Raw genomic sequence first — 19,686 nt, 5'->3', positions numbered from 1 at the left:
TACGGGTACAGAAGATGAAAACATCCCTTCTAGATGAAATCCTCATTTCAAGAGAAAAGAAGAATGAAAAAACGGTCGCCCTCGTACGATTTGCGATTTTTTCAATAGCTTCATTCATAGATTGTCTATCCTATCAGGGTTGGATAGACTACACCAACATTGCTCCTAGTGTAGTTACTGTATATTTGGATTTTACTTTTTTGGGTTTTGCTGGAATCGTACTCTTTGTCCTCCATCATTTTCCCTACCAAGCATATCTTAAATTTTTTACCATTAGTTTAGATTACTTGATCATTGGACTTATGATGTATATGGACCCAACCATCCCAAAGGGAAATGGATTTATATATTTCCAGGCCCTTCTTGCGGCAATCTTTATCTACCAACTCAACCTTCTTAGGCATTCCAGGATCGGGACACTCTATGCTGCATCACTCGCTTTTATTTTTTTTATATTTCTTTCTCTGCAATTAGGTGGAGGCTACCCTGTCGATTTTTTACCAATGATATTTGGCTTGGCTGTGATACTTGCTACAGGTTACGTAACAACAGTTTCTAATATAGAAATGGTCAGGGAAGCAAATACAAAACAAATGATGGAGAGATTTCTCCCCTCTCAGCTAGTCAGCGAGTTTTATAAAAACAAAGCACAACTAGAACCAGGTGGAGAAAGGAAAGAGGTTAGCATTCTATTCTCAGATATCCGATCCTTTACAAAATTTTCCGAACAAAGGTCTGCAGAAGATGTCGTTTTATTTCTTAATGAATATTTGTCACGAATGACAGAAGTTATCTTTAGATTCAATGGAACTATCGATAAATTTATCGGTGATGCGATCATGACAATCTTTGGTGCACCTTTCAAAAGAGAGGACGATGCCCTCCGAGCTGTCAAAACTGCTGTTGCAATGATTCGTGATTTGGAATTGCTGAACCAAAAACTAAATCTCCCCCAGGAGAGATTACAAGTTGGGATCGGAATCCATACTGGAGAAGCAATTGTTGGTAACATAGGATCTGAAAGAAGGCTCGACTATACAGTCATAGGTGACACCGTGAATTTGGCTTCTCGTATTGAAGGATTAACTAAACACTACCAATGTAACATTTTGATATCCGAAGCAACCTACGAAAAAGTAAACGGAAAATTTTCAGCAAGTGAGGGTTTTGTGATCCGAGAGATTGACACCGTCATTGTAAAAGGAAAATCAAAACCCATCACAATTTATGAAGTTATATGTCTCAGTATCTGACCTTTGAATAGGCTTAGTGATGTAAAATACCTCTGTGACTGCAACAAGAGGAGATGCCTATTCTCGAAAAAAGGTTAACAATAGCATATTTGAAGGTATGTAGAAAATGAAAAAGGAAGGTTATTCCTATGAATCGAATTTTTCCTTCTAAAGCGCAAACTCCAATTCAAAAGGGATTTAAGAATAGCAAATTCGAACTTAAGTGAATAACTTGTGAAGGAAGTAGATTTATGTTCCGAGCTTTGCATACATTGTCACTGGTACTTGGTCACAAAGAGCTCATTGAATGTGCTACTGCTTACCTTTGTTTGGCCATCTAAAGAACCTGTTGCTGAGCCGGAGGAATACACATTTCCTGAAGGATCAACGATTACACCAATACTCAATGTAAAGAAAGCACCAGCCGTTCCCAATTGCCGCACCCATAGGCGACTTCCATTTTTATCATATTTAATCAAATAGGCATCATTCTGAGAGGAAACTTTAGCATCATCGCCGATTTGTCCATAGGTTTCACCAGATGCATATACATTGCCCGCACTATCAATCGATACTCCTCTTCCATAGGTATGCGTAGAACCATTCCCGCCTACTTGGCGAGTCCATTTTCGATTGCCATCGCTATCAAATTTCATGAGAAACCCATCATAATAACCAGCTCCACTAATTTTAGTTTGGCTATCTAAAGTACCTTCTGTGTAACCTACAAGATAAATGTTATTATCAGAGTCTGTTCTCACCATCCGAACATCAGTAGAATTGTTACCAAGAGAACCAAATTGCCGTGTCCATAGTCGATTTCCATTATTATCATATTTGGCGAGGAAGGCGTCCGTTTTACCGATATCACTCGTTTTTGTTTGCCCATCTAAACTTCCGGCAGTATTCCCTGTAATATAAACATTACCCAAAAGATCCACAGCAATTCCAATGGCAAAGGTAGAATTTGATCCACTTACACCCGTTTGTTTAGTATAGACCAAGTTTCCATTGCTATCATATTTTACAAAAAAACCATCAAATGACGCAGCTGAACTTGTTTTGGTTTGCCCATTAAGAGATCCGTTTGTATATCCCACTACGTAAGCATTTTCTAAACTATCGGTGGCGACTCCTCTTGCCTCCGTATTGAATGCTCCGCTCACACCGAATAACCTCGTCCAAAGTCGATTTCCGAGTGAATCATACTTAGTGAGAAAGCCATCAGTATTGGTCATCGCATTGCTAATTTTTGTCTCACTTTCAAGCGCACCGGTCGTTCTACCTACTAAATAAGTATTTCCTAGAGAAGCAGTCACTACTCCCAGAGCTAAAGTAAAATTATTTCCTGATGACCCGAACTGCCGAGTCCATTGTTTTGTTCCCTCTGCATTGAACTTTACTAGAACTGCATCATTGTTTCCAGAGTCATTTGCCTTTCCCTGACCATCCAAGGCACCTGTGGTGTGTCCACCGACATATACATTTCCAAATCGATCGGCATGGATCCCTTGGCTGAAAGTCTGGAAGCTGCCGGCCACTCCCAATTGCCGTGTCCATTCTTTATCACCAATGGCAGTACTAAAGACGACAAGATTGGCTTGGGAAGAGACAGCCGTGGTAAAATTTTGCGCGGTAATAGTGACTGGAGAACTATTTTGTTTCTTGGTTGGAACACCAAAGATAGAACAAGAAATTCCATCAAATGACAAGCCAGGAGGAAATGCACTCTCAGTTCGACAGAAAAAAGATCGGTTTAAAACGGTGGGTACAACTCGAACAGTTTGATCCTTATTCATCGTGATGATATCGTTTGAATAAGACAATTGGAGAGAAAGAGAACCTAATATAAAAAACAAATCCCCATACATCGTAGATTTATTGTTCAGGTTTGGTAGGCAGTTACTGAAACAAATAAAAGTGAGTAGTAGGACGGATCTCTGCATAAGAAATTTGAAATTTCTCTCTCCTATTAGTATCGATCCAAAATCGAAAATTGAATAAGGATTTTTACCCATTTGAGAAGGTAAAGGTAGAAAAGGGCTTGGACTGGTCCAACTTCGGGCGATTCCACTTTAGTAGCTGATCTCTGCAGAGTTACTACTGACTATTGCTCAAAAATGCTAACTATTCGTACCTCAAGCGAACCAGATAAAAAATAAATCACTTGAGCATGACAGGTTTGTAAAAATCTAACCTTCTACTATACAAACGGTGCAATTGGCAAATGAGAGTATGCATCTGTAGTTGGATTAGGTCGCAGAGATCGTAATCAAATACAAAATTAAATTCATCTTTTCAATAAATATTTCAAGTTAAAGACTTTAAATCGGTTGGCAAGTTCAACTATCTGACAGTAAGTAATGAGGCTTTTTCTAGAATTTATGTCTTTCTCTCTTTCTTCAGAGACTGGACGTTAACAAAAGGCGAAAGACTTTCCTATCTAGTAAATATAGTCGTCTTTAAGCCGACTGGATTCCCATACTGGGCATTGTGTCACGAATATGGAACAACCATTCTGTATTTGGGGACTGGTTATTGGAAAAACCCATACCAATTTCCTATGTGGTAAATATAGTCGTCTTTAAGCCGACTGGATTCCCATACTGGGCATTGTGTCACGAATATGGAACAACCATTCTGTATTTGGGGACTGGTTATTGGAAAAACCCATACCAATTTCCTATGTGGTCAAGGGGATTTCATGTTTACTTTGAGAAGATCAACATAGAGGAAAGCGATTCGATTTATCGGATCGCCCAATACATCGCGTTCGGACTCTTTCACAATAGTCAAATCCAAAAGGTAGATTCCAATCAACAAACATTAACATTTCGTTACAAAAGCAATGTTGAATCCATCACAAAAGAGAAAACTTACGAAAGTCTAACGATGCCTATCGATGAATTTCTCGCCCGCATGCTTTTCTTTCTCCCTAACAAGCATGAAAAGTCAGTTCGTTACTATGGCATTTACGTGAGACCGGCAAAGAAGATCAAACTCGAATCTCTGGCTAAGAAATCTTCCTGGGCAGAAGCCATCAAATCTTCGTTTGAGATAAAAGATCCACTCGCCTGTCCAGTTTGTAAGAATGCAATGACTTCAAAAGTCATCTATTCCTTCCAGGCATCAAACAAAGAGAAGGAGCTGAAAAAGAAATACGCTTTGATCGATGGATATTTTTACCAAAAACGAACTCGAGATCCTCCAGAAGCATTCTAGAGGAACCTAGCCGTCCGATCTCTTCGCCTCAGCCTTTATAGCCCAAAAAAAAGCCAGAATCTGATGGCTTGGTCTCTATTTATCTCATTGAAAATTATGTCGCATTTCCTCGATTTTTTCGCGAAAATATAATCGCCTTTAAGCCACCAGGCTTCCCATAATTGGCATTGTGTCGCGCAGACGAAACAGCTGTTCTGGATTTGGGGACTGGTTACTGGAAAAACCCTCACCAAAGTCCTATGTGGTAAAATTTATTTTATTTCTAAATTTTATTTACAATTCATAAAGGCTACCTTAAATAATTATTTGTAAAAATAGGTATTCAATCTGAATTCAATTTTAATTTGGAAAGACTTTGCAGCGTATGCGGGTTCATCTTTCTCTACACGCCGTCATAGTCATTTTTTTCATCAAATATGTTTAGGCATTGATGGCCCTTTTCGGCTTAAAGGAAAAGATGAAAAATGGTATACCTATCAAAGTGCTTATATTCCTTCGGGAACAAGTCACGAAACGATAAGTTCTGATACAAAATTTATAATTCTTCTTATTGATCCATTAACATTCGGTCTCCATTTATTTTCTGAGGTATCTCTCAAAGATGGTGAGCCTGCCTGTGATTTATCTAAATTTATTTTATCTTCAGATATAAATGAATATTATAATATTTATCTGAGTGAACCAGAAAATTTTCGTTCTAAGTTGATCAATTTATTGGGCAAGAAAGGAATGGGGAAGAATTTTTCTACTGATAAACGTATTGTAGAGAGTATAAAAAAGCTTTATGTTTCTTTAGATCGACTAACGCTAACCGAACTTGCTAAAAAAGCAAATATATCCACAAGTCGATTCCGTCATCTTTTTAAAGAGGAAACAGGAATTCCTCTATCTGCGTATCAACTTTGGTTAAAAACGAGAAAGGCCATTTTATATCTCATTGAGAATCAAAAATTAATAGAAGCCGCATACGAAGGAGGTTTTTCTGATCAGGCACATTTTAGTCGAATTTTTCGCAGATCCTTCGGATTAAATCCGAGCGAGTTCCAAAAAAATAAATCTTTTTCGATTAAAATTTTTAAAGAATAGCCTTTTCCTTCAAGAACTGTATTTAAATTTTTGTTATGATGGGTCATGAGTAAATCCAAGAATCCATTTTGTATTAAAACAATTTTCAAAAAAATATTTTTAGGTTTCGGTCTATTCCTCATTATTTGCTTTTTATTACTCGGTGTTTTTTATTTTGATCATAAAAACAAATCAGAGTTAGTTGAGAAGGAGTGGAATTTGCGAAAAATTCCAATTCCTTTACAAATAGGAACAACAGAGACTCTGTCAATATTACCTCTCATCAATTGGCATGGCTCTAACTCTGATTTGAAAATGGAGTTGGGAGTTTCTTACTTAATTAAAATAGATAATCACAATATACTCTTTGATTTAGGTCAGAATAAATTGGAAGAGGATCCTTCCCCCCTTGAACGTAATATGAGATTACTTAAAATAGATCAGAATGATATTGATTCAATTTTTATATCACATGGACATTTTGATCACGTGGGAGGCAGAAGATGGGAAAAAGAAAACTCATTCTCTTTTGGCAATCATCAAAGAGACTTAAGTAATAAATTGATTTTTGCATCATCTGCACTTCAATACCCAGGTGCTGTCGTGAAAGAAATTCAAGAACCTTCCCGGCTATTTGAGGGTGCCGCAAGTCTAGGGCCTATTCCAAGAAAACTATTTATTGGTAGAATCGATGAGCAGGCGTTAGTCATCAATGTAAAGAATAAAGGTCTGGTGATTATTTCAGGATGTGGTCACCAAACACTGCCAAAAATTTTACAAAGGGTGAAAGAATCCTTTTCTGAACCGATATATGGAATCATAGGGGACTTACATTACCCTGTACCAAGTGGAAGGTTAAATATTCTTGGTTTAAATGCCCAACTTTTATTTGCTTCAGGGTCAGATCCATTTAAACCTATATCATCCGAAGAAATAGATTCTGAAATTAATTCATTGAAAGAATTAAATTTGGGAGCCATTGGTCTTGGTGGCCATGATAGTAGCGATGAAGTGATTACCAAATTTAAGGAAACCTTCGGACAAAAGTTTCATACTATCCTTGTTGGAAAATGGATACATATAGCCCAAACATTCAAGACTAAATGAAAGAATCAGTTATACTATTATAATTAATTTAAAAATGAGTAAGAAAAAGGAGATTCATATGAATTTTAAAATGCCAGCAAATTTCAAAAAGGCTTACTTTGCAGAACTAGATAAGTATAAAACTGCGCTGAATGAAAATCGGAAAGAGGATGCATGGCTTTATTTAGAAAGAGCGCATATCATTGGTCAATACCATCCAGTTCCTCATACAGGGATACATTTTCGTATGTTAGTTTATGCTCTGAAAAATTGGGAAACAAAAGAGATTGTAGGCCAAGTATTGCGACTGTTAGTCGGATGGTTTGGGAGCCTTATGAATCGTGTCCCAATCGGGAATACTGGAAGTGCTAATATGCCAATCCTTGCACGAAAGGCTATTCCAGAAGATCTTTTGGGATTACTCGCCAATGCAGATACTAGTCGTACAGGTTTAGCAGGCCTTAAGTGAAATTATCAATTTAGTTGTAATATGATTCTATTCAAAAACATACAATTGTTAATACCTGGTATCATTCTGACCGCTTCCGTCGCATGGGTGGCGAGTTCATTTTATCAATTAATAGGAAATGTTTTACCTACGATGACGATTTCAATATTAATAGGCATTATATTGGGAAATATTTTCAAGATTCCGAATATAATGCAAGCAGGGATACTTTTTTCACTGAGAAATATCCTTCGTTTAGCGGTAATATTATTGGGATTTAGGATCACTTTTCAAGAAATTATCGAAATTGGTCTAGCAGGAATCGTCATTGATTTGTTAATTGTCATACTTACTTTTTTTTTCGCGATGTGGTTGTCATTAAAAGTTTTTAAATTAGATCGGGAATTGGCTTATTTGATTGCTGCGGGTTCTTCTATATGTGGCGCATCGGCCATTCTCGCCACGGCTCCAATCTTAAAATCTCAGAATCATAATAATACAATCGCAGTGGCACTCGTGACAATTTTTGGGACAATGTCTATGTTTTCCTATCCACTTCTCTTTCAATTTGGATTCCTACCTGGATTTGATGAGATCAGCATGGGCATTTTTGTGGGCGCTTCGATTCATGAAATAGGACAAGTGATATCAGCAGGATTTGCCGTTTCGACAATTTCAGGAAATACGGCCATACTAGTAAAATTAGCAAGAGTTATGTTACTGGCCCCCTTTTTATTTATTTTAAGTTTTTATATAGCAAAAAAATCAGAATTTAAATTGAACAAAACAGAACAAATTAAATTTCCATGGTTTGTTTTGTTTTTTATTATGATCTCTTCGATAAATTCATTTTGCCAAATACCAACTAACATAAATGGAAGATTAAGTGAAATTAGCATGAATTTGATGTTGGTTTCTATGGCAGCTTTGGGATTAGAGACAAACCTAAAAAAAGTATTTCAAGTCGGAGCTAAACCAATGTATGTCGGCTTCTTGGTTACATTGTTTTTGTTCAGCATCGGTTTTATTTTAACTACTGTTATTTATTAATAGAAGGATTTAAAAATTAAAATGATCAAAACAATTGTTATTATATTTATACTTCATTCAAATTCGTTATTCGCACAGGATGGAAATTTATTATTTGGAAATTATTTTCCTCCTGAAAAAGATCGAGTAATAGAGCTTTATCCTTGTGAAGGAAAAATTTGTGGTAGAACCATTTGTATCAGAGATAATTTCTATAAAGAAAATGAAGATGGACTACCTGGAACACCGCTATTAGATTCAAAGAATGAAAATCCATCATTACGTTCTCGTAAAAAACTCGGGATTGTTTTTATAGAAAATTTTGAGTCTGTAGGTAGAGGTATTTTTAGAAATGGTACTATTTATAATCCTCGGGACGGAAAGACATACTGTGGGAAAATGACTCTTACAAATGAAGGGAAACAATTAGAACTTCGAGGAAATCTTTGTATGTTACCATTTATCGGAAAAACAAATACATGGCAAAAAATAGACAAACTTAGTTTAGATGAGAATCGGTGGGAATGTTTAAAAAGATAAAAATTTTTAAATCTAATCTTTCCTCGCGCCAGGAATCGGAAGCGAAAATCCCTCCCTATCAAAGATATTCGCCTTTAGGCCGACTATCTTTAGATCGCGGGCTTTGCGCCACGAAGTTTGGAAGATCTGTTTAGAACAGTGTCTTGGAAAGACTCTTACTATGTTCCAATTCGGTAAATTTTTAAGATTTAATTCTTTTCAAACTTATGCTTAGATAATTGGCTCATAAAGAATACAAGGAGTTGAGCGACCCTTTAAAGTTACGGTATCTATTTCTCTCACTTCTAGATTGCTTGGTAATAAATTTTTAACTCCTTCTGTGAGAATTAGGGATTTCGAATATACTTTGGTCATACCTTCAACTCGAGATGCTATGTTTACTGTATCACCAATCACAGTATATTCTTTACGAGTATCACTGCCAATATTTCCGATGATTACTGGGCCACTATGTAATCCAATCCCTATTGCAAAGGTCGGTTCCCCGTTAGCAACTTTCAAGTTGTTATGGGCTTGAAGTCTTGTAAACATCTTATGAGCAGCGAGCACAGCACTTAAAGCATGATTTTCGAGAGATCTAGGGGCTCCAAATACCGCCATAATTCCATCACCAATGAATTTATTCACGGTGCCTCCATGCTCATTTATACATCGCACCATTTCACTGAAATATTGATTCAGCATTGTGACAACTTCTGTTGGAGTGTGTTTCTCCGAAAGAGATGTAAAATTTCTAATATCAGCGAAGAGGATTGTGACCTCAACTTCATCCCCACCCAAACCCGAATTTCCTTTTAAAATATCATCGCGCACCTCTGTCGAAACATAACTGCCGAAATGTTGATTAATTTCATTCTTTTGTTCGCGTTCATGTATTTCATGATCCCGGATTGCGCCTGTGATAATTCCCAAGAGAAATAAAAATGGAATTTCTACATGATGTTCAATATGTATCGCTACTTCAGTGCCATGACCTACAGGAAATTGCATGATGAAATAGTGCAATAGGGCTGCGAACCCTCCAGAAATAAAACCTAAGGCGAGCCCAGATGTTGATGCACCATAAATTACAATAACATAATATAGACGCAAAGTGACTGCTTGAGAAAATATATCCAAAAATAGAAAACTCATATAATGAGCTATACTTGCGATTATAAGTCCAATTCCGGTAATCCAAAATTGACTTTTTGTAGGCCAGCGCAAATGGGCGTGCGTATCTTTGCCGAATATTTTCATGTGCTCCTTTTTTTTGATATTGACTTTGATTCAATAGGAAGTGAAATCTCTCCAAAGTTATTTCGAATTAATTTCTTCCAGCGAAATTGCCGCCAACGATAGAATATTGCAGCAAAAAGACAGACAGGAATTGTCATCCAGCCGGCTTTAATTTCAATCCGATCTATAAATCTTGTTAAGTTTGCATCTGGCGTTGACTGAATGATAATCCAGTGATCCCAAATCTTTGCAACCTGTCCTTGTCCATTATCACGCAGAATGAATTCATCTGGAGTGTTGACTTTAATGAGCTCAATGCGTATGGATTGCGTGCCGAAAGGTATTACCCCGAAAATTCGCAATTTTACGAGATACTCACCATTGCGCCAAACTTTTGGATATTTTTCGGGTTCAATAGGTTCAAAAATTAAAAGCGGGTGGGCAATGAATTTTAGAGTATTTGAAAGTTTAACATAGCTTACTATCTTAGCAAAAGACGAGTTAAATTTCGATTCAACATTTATTATCATATGAGCTTACCGATTCAGCCTTATAAAAATTTCCTGCAAATCAGGTGGAATCGGCATTGTTTGCATGATACCAATGTTCGCTCCACCAGTATTTCCGATAGGTACACGACCAAAAATTGATCCAATGCCCGCAACTAAAATCCGAAGAAGCTGTCCCCGAACTTCGTGTGAGTCATGGAGTTTGAGACCAACTTTTAGCATCCACCAATGATTGACTGTGTGTGGGATCGCATTGCGCTGACCAAGTATATGTGCTCGTTCTAGGTGGTGGAAACACATTTTGAAATCGGCAGTATTGAACAGATTTTTCGCGATCTGCATTTCAGCATCAAATGCGGATTTCAATAATTTATTCATAATCTCCTCCTCCTACATCACAAACTTCGTTTTCAATTTCGATTTCTATAGTGGTATGTTCGATATTGTAACTTTGTGCCACGGCTCGCAGAGATTTTTTAATTTTAATTCGTTCTGCAGGCGTTGACTCTTTTGCAACAACTGCATGGAGCGTCATAATATGATGCTGTCCGTCAAGACTCCAGATATGCAAGTCATGTAAGGAGGAGAGCGTTGTTACTTTTTCTAATTCAGCCTGCAATTTGTTAATATCCAAATTTTCAGGTGTTTCTTGTAAAAAAATACGACTAACTTTGTTTAGATTCTTAAAAACGTTAATCAGAACCCAAATTGCAATCCCTATAGAAATCAAAGGGTCAAACCACACTACTGGAAAAAATAGCATGAGTATACTGCCGATTAAAACGGCAACCCAACCTAACACATCTTCCATGAAATGCAAGAATACTGCTCTTTCGTTTAAACTATTGCCTCTCTTCATACGCATCGCCGCGATACCGTTAATCGTAATTCCCAAGATGGCAAGATAGAACATGCCTTGCGCATTTGTTGATTGAGGTTCAATTAATCTTTTTACCGATTCTGTAATCATAATGATGGAACCGATAGTAAGGACGATAGATATAACCAAAGACCCTAAAAGGGAGAATCTCTTGTAACCGTATGAGTATTTAATATCCCGAGGTTTTTTTGAGACCTTTTGTAAATACCATGAGACCGCCAAAGACAAAGCATCGCCAAAATCATGAAGTGCATCAGAAAGAATTGCTACACTGTTGGTATATAGTCCGCCAATAAGTTCAATACCTGCAAATAACAAGTTTAAGACGAATCCGATTGCAATATTTTTTCCGGCCGTATCCTGATCGTGTGAATGTTCGTGACTCATTTGATTTCCTTCTGAATGTAATTGAATAAAAAATAATATTGTTTATTTATATATACACTGAGAAAAAACTCAAATCAAGCAATTCAAAAGTAATTAAGACAATAATTAAAAAACCTTTACTATAATTTATATAAATACAATTGAATTGCATCTTTCCTTTTCATGAGCTTTTGATATCATTTAAATTTTTACTTTACAATTTTTTGCCAGAAAGAAGATGTAAATATGGGTTCGGTAAGTGCCAAAATACTAGTGGTTTTTTCTTTAATATCTGCTACTATGTTGGCATCTAGCTGCAACTTATTTTGCGAGTTGAATTATCTTGATAAGATTGCAACTTCATTGCAATTAGATGTAGAGCCATGTCATAACTCTGAAGGAGCTGATGACTCAAAAAGTTGTGAATGGGATTCTGGCACACTGGATTTAACTCAAAAAGATAAATTCAAAAATTTTTCAATCTTCTTCTCATTACTTCAATACTATACTGTATCTTTTATTAAACAGGATATTAACCAGAGAAAAGGTTTCCCTGCGTTCGTTTGCTTTAAAGTATTTTTCCATATCCCCTCGGATACTATCACAAGTATCAACTCCATCCGTATCATCATTTAACCTCCGTTATTAGAGTGAATTCTTTTGGTACTCGGAGGTTTTTTGTATGTACTCATATTTTCTTAGATGGAATTCTTTTTCTATAAAAAACATTTCTATACGGATAACATTCGTATTTCTCGTCGCTTACTCTTTGATCTACGGTGAATCGAACAAAAAAGAGATAAGTTTAAGTGAAATTTTAATTTTGGCAGAGAAGAATTCACCTTTGCTTATGTCCATGAATTCTGATTTGGAATCATTGTATTATCGAAAAAAACAGGAAGGTATGACTCAGAATCCTTCCGTTACCATTGACTATGGACAAAGGAGAGCTGCAAACGAATCTGGATCGGAATACTCCTTTCAATTTGAACAACCGATCTATTATCCTGGCAGAAAGGAACTCAAACAGTTGCTTGTTGATAATGATGCAAAGATAAAGGAAGTTCAATTTGAGGAAGCTAATAATTCTATTCGCTTGAATTCAATTAAGTTTGCGTATCGTTATTTTATTGCAGATAAAAAAAGAAATCATGTTAAAGAAAGAATTCGAAGACTTTCCAAGATGGAAACTTATATAAAGGCAAGACCATTTATCACCCCTCAAGCTAAGACAGATTTATTCATAATAGAAAGAAGACTATTAGGTTTGAAAAAGCATTTTAACGATTTGGAATTGGATGCTTCCAAAAATTTTGAATCAATGAATTTCTTTTTACGAATGGAATCAGCTCCTATTCTATTTCTACCATTTTTTAACGACGGTATCAAGTTTGATCAAGCTGAACTTCTTAAAAAATCTATGAATCAAAATCCTATGATTCTTGCGGCAAAAGGGGAAATTGAAAAAGCAAAAACAGAGCTTCGGATAGCAAATTTGGAAAAATACCCAGATTATGCACTAGTCAGCCAAATAGGAGAAGACCGTTCGGGAGTATCCAACCGTTTCTTTGATCTTGGATTGAAATTCAGAGTCCCTCTGTGGGATCAATATCAGAATAAGGTCGGTTCGGCGGAAACTAACTTGGAAGCTAAAGCCAAGAAACTTTCCTACCAGGAAGATTTGATTCGCATGACTTTTAACCAAGCATATCTTGATTATGAACAAGCGAAATTAAATCTTAGATTATTTAATTTATCCAAATTGGATGAAATTGAAAGAGATTTGAATTTTGCTGATCTGGAGTTTACCAAAGCTCGTGTTCAGCTAATCAGCTACTTGGAATTAGAAAATCAACTTCATGAGACGCATCATGCTATTTTAGATGCCCAACTAACTCATATAGAAGCTTTTTTAAATCTTTTATATATAACGAATGAAAAAGATATCGTAGGAGTATTAAAGAATGTTAACCAGACTTTTGAATACAATTTTAAATAATGCCTTTTTATATTTAGGCATCATTTTATTTCTTTTTGTTTATGCATTTTTTGGTTTAAAAGAAATTTCTATCGATGCGGTTCCTGATATTACGAATGTTCAAGTTATAGTAACTACCAACACTAGATCACTTGATCCTGAGCAGGTGGAAAAGCTTGTTACTTTTCCACTTGAAACCGAGTTGTTGGGTCTGCCTAATTTGATTGATGTTCGTTCTGTTTCAAAATTCGGTCTTTCCAATATTTCTTTGATCTTTAAAGAAGGCACTGATATTTATCTAGCTCGCAATATGGTGTCTGAAAGAATATCTAGTGCGAAAGATCGGTTACCAAATGGACTTTCTCCTGAAATTACTCCGAATGCTACGGGACTTGGTGAAATCTTCTTTTACTCTGTAGAAGCAAAGCCAGGTTCTAAATTAGAACAGTTTGCAGATAAAGATAGATTGTTATACCTTCGGACGGTTCAGGATTATACGGTTCGTCCTCAATTAAAAGCTTTAGTTCCAGGTATTGTCGAAGTGGATTCAAATGGAGGTTATGAAAAGGAGATACATATTGATTTGATTCCGTCAAAAATGAATCAGAGGGGAATCACGATTAATCAGTTGACTGAAACACTATCAACGTTAGGTGAAAATTTCGGAGGAGGAGTCATCGAAGAAAATGGTAAGATTGCCATTGTAAGAACTTACGGTTTGAAAAAGAATTTAACGGAAATATCCAAAATTCCAGTCAGAAGAACATCCTTTGGTGAATCCATTACTATCTCCGATATTTCAAAAGTGAATGAACACGGAACGTTCCGACTAGGAGGAGCTTCTTCGGGAGGAAAGGAAATAGTTCTTGGAACAGCTCTTATGTTAAGGGGAGAAAATAGTTATAAAGTAAACGAAGAACTGAATCAAGCGATAAGTAGACTTGATCTACCTGAAGACGTAGTGGTCAAAGTTCTTTTAGAACGATCCTTTTTGATCAATTCAACGATCCATACAGTATTAAAAAACCTAATTGAAGGGGCGATACTTGTTATCGTTACACTCTTCTTTATTCTTTGGAATTGGAGAGCGTCATTGATTGTTGCATCTATAATTCCAGGATCAATGTTACTTGCTTCCCTTTGTATGAATTACTTTGGAATTTCTGCAAACTTAATGAGTTTGGGAGCAATCGACTTTGGTCTCTTGGTGGATGCATCCATAGTAATTACCGAAAGTGTTTTATCTAGATTTGAAAAAGAAGTTTATACTTCCAAGGAGCAAAAAAGAAATGTCATTTTAAAATCCTCCATAGAGGTTTTAAAGCCAGTTTCATTCGGTGTGATTGTAATTATACTAGTGTATCTTCCCATTTTAAGCATGGATGGAATACCTGGAAAAATGTTCCGACCGATGGCGGAAACTGTGATTTTAGCTTTAGTATTCAGTCTTTTTTTAGCCATATTTTTTCTTCCCCCTCTATTGTATTTTTTTATCACACAAAATCTTAAAGCCAACCATTCAGTAAAAGAAAGTAAAGTTATAGAGTGGTATCGGAGCTTTTTACCTAAGATAATAGAAAGACCTAAAACACTCATTATTAGTTCCGTAGTTTTTTTTATTCTTACGAGTATCGTTTATTTCCGACTTGGAACTGTCTTTTTGCCAAAACTTACGGAAGGTGATCTAATGTTGGTTATCGTTCGTGAAGGTGATATAGGTTTGGAGGAAAGTATTTTTGAACAAAAAGATGTAGAGAGACTGCTTGGTGAACTTCCTGAAATTGAAAGTATTTTTTCAAGGATTGGAACAAGCTCGGTTGCGAATGATCCTATGGGTCCATTCAATGCGGATACATTTATCATTTTAAAGAAAGAGATTCTTCCTGAATTATTAAAAACAGAAAATTGGGAAAAGTTTTTAGATAAAATTCATTCTACCGTTCGAAAGAAATATCCTAACTCGGAACTTACTCTTAGCCAACCATTAGAAGCAAGATTTAATGAATTATTGGAAGGAAGTAGAGCAGATATTAGCGTAAGAATTTTGGGTAAAGATTTGAATACCTTGTTTCAATTACAGGAATCATTAAAGAATACCCTGGAAAAAATAGATGGAGCAGAAGAGGTTGAGCTTGATCCGATCATGGCCCTTAGAAAAGCCCAAGTAATTGATTTGGTGCCTGATTTAACAAAACTAAATTACTATAATATTCCACTAACGTCTTTTAATACTACAGTTGAAGCTGCTATGAGTGGTTTTGAGGTAGGAAGTTATTATGAGGAGGAAGTAAGATTTCCTATAAAAATGTGGCTTTCTGAAGAATTTCGCAATAAAGAATCGGAGATTGCCAATATCAATATCGGAACGGATGACGGAGGAATGATACCTATAAAGCTTATGTCTTCCATAGAAAGAAATGAAAAGGTAATGACGATATCAAGAAATCGTTCCAGGCGTTTTGTTGCAGTCTCTGTCAATCTTCGAGGTAGGGATTTAGAAGGATTTTATGAAGAAGCAAAACTGAAAGTTAATTCTCTAAAAATTCCAGAAGGATATTCCGTTTTTTGGGGAGGGCAGATCGAAAATTTATCAAGAGCAAAAGAAAAATTATCTATCATCATTCCATCAACTCTTTTTATGATCTTTGTTGTATTATATATAGGACTCCAATCTTTTAAGCAGGCACTTCTTGTTTTTTTCTGTGTTCCATTTGCGTTAACAGGTGGAATTTGGCTACTTTACTTGAGAGGGATGGATTTAAGCGTATCAGCTTTTGTAGGTTTTATTGCCTTGTCGGGAATTGCTGTATTAAACGGTCTCGTTAAATTGGACACCATTCATAGGATTCGTAATGAAAAAAAAATATCTGTGAAAGAAGCAACCTTGGAAGGTGCAACTAGTCGAATCAGACCTGTTGTTATGACCGCACTCGTTGCCTCATTCGGTTTTTTGCCTATGGCAATCGGATCGGGGCTTGGTTCAGAAGTTCAAAAACCTTTAGCGACAGTTGTCATCGGAGGAATCATTTCATCGACGATTCTTACCTTGATCATCTTACCCGTATTTTACTATTGGTTGGAAAAAGAATGATGAGTTTGTTTGGATTATTTTCGATTCGACAGTCGATGTTATTATATTATAAAAAGGATTAATCAAAATGAAAAAGTTGCCTGATTTTGAAACAAAAAAAGAAAACTCATGTTGCTCTGATGAATCAGATTGCGTAAGTAGTGAGTCTTCTTATAAAGAAAAGGATTCTTCGGATAGTTCAAATTACCGAATGTTTTTTCCAGTGATCGGATCACTTTTCTTTTTGGGTGTGGGAATCATCTTAGATTATCATTTTTCTAAATGGTTCTCAGGTTGGGTTAGGTTTCTTTGGTACATACTTGCTTATCTTCCCGTTGGCTTTCCTGTTCTGAAAGAAGCCGTAGAGTCAGTTTTAAAAGGCGATCTATTTACCGAATTCTTTTTGATGAGTATTGCCACTATGGGGGCATTTTATCTTTCGGAATATCCTGAAGGGGTAGCGGTCATGTTGTTTTATTCCGTTGGGGAGATATTTCAAACACTTGCCGTTAAAAAAGCAAAATTGAATATCAAACATCTTTTGGATCAAAGACCAGATATCGTAAATGTAATTGTCGGCTCTGATATTACGGAAAAGAAAGCCTTTGAAGTTTCTATCGGAGAAATAATTCAACTCAAAGCTGGTGAGAAATTGGCTCTAGATGGAATTCTGATTTCCGAGGTAGCAAGTTTTAATACTTCTGCTTTGACTGGGGAAAGTAAGCCAGATACGAAAAGAGAAGGCGAAGCAGTGTTCGCAGGGATGATTAATCTTGGAAACCTATCGAATATTAAAGTTACAGCCAGTTTCAAAGATAGTAAACTTTCAAAAATCTTAGAATTGGTGGAAGAAGCTGTAAACAAAAAAGCTCCCACTGAAAAATTCATTCGTAAATTTGCAAAGATATACACTCCCGTGGTTGTATTTCTTGCTGTAGCTATTTGCATAATACCTTACTTTTTAGTAGAAGAATATATTTTTAATCAATGGTTTTATAGATCATTGATATTTTTGGTTATTTCTTGTCCATGTGCTTTGGTTATATCTATTCCATTAGGTTATTTTGGTGGAATTGGTGCCGCATCGAAAAACGGAATCTTAATAAAAGGATCAAATTATTTGGATGCTATGGCTTCCATCCAGAATGTCGTTATGGATAAAACTGGAACTTTGACGGAAGGAGTATTTGAAGTTCAGGAAGTGAAGATTGAACCTAATTTTGAAAGAGAAAAAATTTTAAATTATGTGAATGCTATAGAAAGTAAATCCACTCATCCCGTAGCAATGGCAATTCGTAACTTTGTAGGTAAGATCAATGATAGTCTTGGATTGAAGGATATAGAAGAAATTCCAGGTTTTGGTATGCATGCCAACATTGATAACAAAGAAATTCTAGTTGGGAACTTCAGATTATTAGATAAATACAAAATTAACTATGATGTAGATACTGCCAATTTTAATTCTACAATTATTGCCATCGCTATAGAACAAAAGTTCGTTGGTTATATTTCTATTTCGGACAAAATCAAAGAAGATTCAGCAGCTACAATACAGGAATTGCACAAACTGAATGTAAAAACGCTTATGTTAAGCGGTGATAAATCATCCGTTGTTGGTTTTGTTGCAACCAGAATCGGAATAGATGAATTTTATGGAGACCTTTTGCCAGAAGAAAAAGTGGAAAAAGTTAGATTGATTAAATCTAGAAATGAATCTGTCGCTTTTGTAGGAGATGGTATTAATGACGCACCTGTAGTGGCGTTAAGTGACGTGGGTATTGCAATGGGTGGTTTAGGAAGTGATGCGACAATTGAAACTGCTGATCTAGTAATACAAGACGATAAGCCGAGTAAAATACCTATGGCAATCAGAATTGGTCGGACTACTAGAGGAATAGTGTGGCAGAATATTTGTTTAGCATTTCTTGTTAAGGCAATTGTTCTGATACTTGGTGCAGGAGGATTGGCGACAATGTGGGAGGCTGTTTTTGCAGATGTAGGAGTTGCATTTCTAGCTATTTTGAATTCGATTAGAATGCAAATGAAAAAGTTTTAAACAAATAACTATTGAACCTATCTCTCTCTTTATTGATCACGAGAGAGATTTCAAATTAAAAACGATTGGAAAATTTGAATGAATTTCGGGATTTATAAAGGAAAAGGAGTAACCATTCTTCAATTCTATTACTTCCTCAACGTTTTTTCTGATTGTTCTTAATTCATTCTCTTTCCTTGATTTCAATTCTTCAGAATTAAAGATGCAGGCAATTGGCATGGAATGATCTGTTCCCATTTTAACAGTTTCTTGAAATAAATATATTCGCCTTTAAGCCGACTGGCTTCCTATAATGGCGAATCTGTCACGAATTTCAGGAATCTTTTCTGGATAGGGAGACTTGGTATTGGAAAAACTCTTATTAAGTTCCTAAGTGGTTGGTGATCACTTAATCTTAGCCATTGCAATATTGGGACTGTCCGGGTTCACTCGAAGAGACCGAGTCGCTGGGTGAATGACTACGTCCATATCCCCCATTGGTATCGCACCAAGAAGAACTTCATCACCGAGTATCATAGCTCCAAAAAACGCATTGCGATTTTCAAATTCGATTCTGACTGGTCCCGCATAGGGAACTAAATGCCGTTTTCCATCCGCTAGTGTAACTTCCCTGTTTTCTAAGGTTTTGAGATCCAATTGAATTGCTAAATGTTCAGGAATGCACAAGCGCAAAGCTCCACTGTCTACTAACGCCGAACATTCGATTTTTGCCTGGAGGGGCAATACAGGATTAGATAACTTTATATTTGCATAAACCAAACCCATAAAATAACCTCGGATGGATTATAATTGATTCGAAATTTTAAAATTAGTCAATTCCATTTGAAATCGATACATTGGCCTATCCAGAAAGACCAGATAAAACAAAAAAACCCCACCAAATACTGGCGAGGTTCTCTATGATCGTTCCCCGAACCCTGAGTAGCGAAGCGTATCGAAGGGTTCGGAAAAGACATCATTTACAAAATACAACGTAGCGTGACAGAC

Annotated in this window: 17 protein-coding genes; 11 read left to right on the top strand and 6 right to left on the bottom strand. The window is 36.2% G+C overall.

Annotated features, from left to right (window positions below):
* Positions 1-14 precede the first annotated feature (14 nt).
* The gene (locus DI060_RS00805) at positions 15-1,253 is read left to right on the top strand and encodes an adenylate/guanylate cyclase domain-containing protein (RefSeq protein WP_108972712.1); all 1,239 of its coding nucleotides are present in this window, start codon (positions 15-17) and stop codon (positions 1,251-1,253) included.
* 254 nt (positions 1,254-1,507) lie between these two features.
* Here DI060_RS00805 and DI060_RS00800 read toward each other — a convergent pair whose 3' ends face one another.
* Positions 1,508-3,178, bottom strand: a complete 1,671-nt coding sequence (locus DI060_RS00800) for an SBBP repeat-containing protein (RefSeq protein WP_167836868.1) — start codon at positions 3,176-3,178, stop codon at positions 1,508-1,510.
* Positions 3,179-3,770: 592 nt separating this feature from the next.
* On the opposite strand from DI060_RS00800, the gene DI060_RS00795 reads away from it, so the two are divergent.
* The 6 genes from DI060_RS00795 to DI060_RS00770 all read left to right on the top strand — a co-directional run bounded on the left by DI060_RS00795 (position 3,771) and on the right by DI060_RS00770 (position 8,622).
* Positions 3,771-4,454 carry a transposase gene (locus DI060_RS00795; RefSeq protein ID WP_244594238.1) on the top strand — a complete coding sequence of 228 codons (684 nt, stop codon included), beginning with the start codon at positions 3,771-3,773 and terminating at the stop codon, positions 4,452-4,454.
* Positions 4,455-5,183: 729 nt separating this feature from the next.
* On the top strand, positions 5,184-5,540 hold the full coding sequence (locus DI060_RS19285; protein WP_108972707.1) for a helix-turn-helix domain-containing protein: 357 nt from the start codon (positions 5,184-5,186) through the stop codon (positions 5,538-5,540).
* A 45-nt stretch (positions 5,541-5,585) separates the two neighbouring features.
* A complete protein-coding gene (locus tag DI060_RS00785) occupies positions 5,586-6,626 on the top strand; it encodes an MBL fold metallo-hydrolase (protein ID WP_108972705.1) in 1,041 nt (346 codons plus the stop codon).
* A 58-nt stretch (positions 6,627-6,684) separates the two neighbouring features.
* Positions 6,685-7,074, top strand: a complete 390-nt coding sequence (locus DI060_RS00780; protein ID WP_108972703.1) for a DUF3703 domain-containing protein — start codon at positions 6,685-6,687, stop codon at positions 7,072-7,074.
* 21 nt (positions 7,075-7,095) lie between these two features.
* Entirely contained in the window at positions 7,096-8,103 is a 1,008-nt protein-coding gene (locus tag DI060_RS00775) for a YeiH family protein (RefSeq protein WP_108972701.1), read from the top strand.
* Positions 8,104-8,124: 21 nt separating this feature from the next.
* A complete protein-coding gene (locus DI060_RS00770; protein ID WP_108972699.1) occupies positions 8,125-8,622 on the top strand; it encodes a DUF2147 domain-containing protein in 498 nt (165 codons plus the stop codon).
* A 210-nt stretch (positions 8,623-8,832) separates the two neighbouring features.
* On the opposite strand, the gene DI060_RS00765 is transcribed toward DI060_RS00770, so the two are convergent.
* From DI060_RS00765 to DI060_RS00750, 4 genes are read right to left on the bottom strand one after another with little or no spacing between them, the layout of a single operon-like run.
* The gene (locus tag DI060_RS00765) at positions 8,833-9,861 is read right to left on the bottom strand and encodes an adenylate/guanylate cyclase domain-containing protein (RefSeq protein WP_108972697.1); all 1,029 of its coding nucleotides are present in this window, start codon (positions 9,859-9,861) and stop codon (positions 8,833-8,835) included.
* On the bottom strand, positions 9,858-10,370 hold the full coding sequence (locus DI060_RS00760) for a hypothetical protein (RefSeq protein WP_108972695.1): 513 nt from the start codon (positions 10,368-10,370) through the stop codon (positions 9,858-9,860). The genes DI060_RS00765 and DI060_RS00760 overlap by 4 nt, the downstream gene beginning before the upstream one ends.
* A 6-nt stretch (positions 10,371-10,376) precedes the next feature.
* On the bottom strand, positions 10,377-10,727 hold the full coding sequence (locus DI060_RS00755; protein ID WP_108972693.1) for a DUF3703 domain-containing protein: 351 nt from the start codon (positions 10,725-10,727) through the stop codon (positions 10,377-10,379).
* Positions 10,720-11,616, bottom strand: a complete 897-nt coding sequence (locus tag DI060_RS00750) for a cation diffusion facilitator family transporter (RefSeq protein ID WP_108972691.1) — start codon at positions 11,614-11,616, stop codon at positions 10,720-10,722. Before DI060_RS00750 ends, DI060_RS00755 begins: the two co-directional genes overlap by 8 nt.
* Before the next feature lie 225 nt (positions 11,617-11,841).
* Between DI060_RS00750 and DI060_RS00745 the strand changes: the two genes are divergently transcribed.
* From DI060_RS00745 to DI060_RS00730, 4 genes are all read left to right on the top strand, one after another.
* The gene (locus tag DI060_RS00745) at positions 11,842-12,231 is read left to right on the top strand and encodes a hypothetical protein (protein ID WP_108972689.1); all 390 of its coding nucleotides are present in this window, start codon (positions 11,842-11,844) and stop codon (positions 12,229-12,231) included.
* 46 nt (positions 12,232-12,277) lie between these two features.
* Positions 12,278-13,594: a TolC family protein gene (locus DI060_RS00740; RefSeq protein WP_108972687.1), complete on the top strand. Its 1,317-nt coding sequence runs from the start codon at positions 12,278-12,280 to the stop codon at positions 13,592-13,594.
* A complete protein-coding gene (locus DI060_RS00735) occupies positions 13,560-16,664 on the top strand; it encodes an efflux RND transporter permease subunit (protein ID WP_108972685.1) in 3,105 nt (1,034 codons plus the stop codon). Before DI060_RS00740 ends, DI060_RS00735 begins: the two co-directional genes overlap by 35 nt.
* A gap of 67 nt (positions 16,665-16,731) precedes the next feature.
* Positions 16,732-18,699 (top strand): heavy metal translocating P-type ATPase, encoded by a 1,968-nt coding sequence (locus DI060_RS00730; RefSeq protein ID WP_108972683.1) that lies wholly within the window; start codon positions 16,732-16,734, stop codon positions 18,697-18,699.
* Between the two features lie 384 nt (positions 18,700-19,083).
* On the opposite strand, the gene DI060_RS00720 is transcribed toward DI060_RS00730, so the two are convergent.
* Positions 19,084-19,464, bottom strand: coding sequence for a clan AA aspartic protease (locus DI060_RS00720; protein ID WP_108972679.1), 381 nt, complete (start codon positions 19,462-19,464; stop codon positions 19,084-19,086).
* Between the last annotated feature and the right edge of the window lie 222 nt (positions 19,465-19,686).

Source organism: Leptospira ryugenii (assembly GCF_003114855.1).
GTDB lineage: Bacteria > Spirochaetota > Leptospiria > Leptospirales > Leptospiraceae > Leptospira_A > Leptospira_A ryugenii.
Note: the sequence above shows the minus strand (reverse complement) of the source record. Positions and strands in the feature narration are given on the sequence as shown.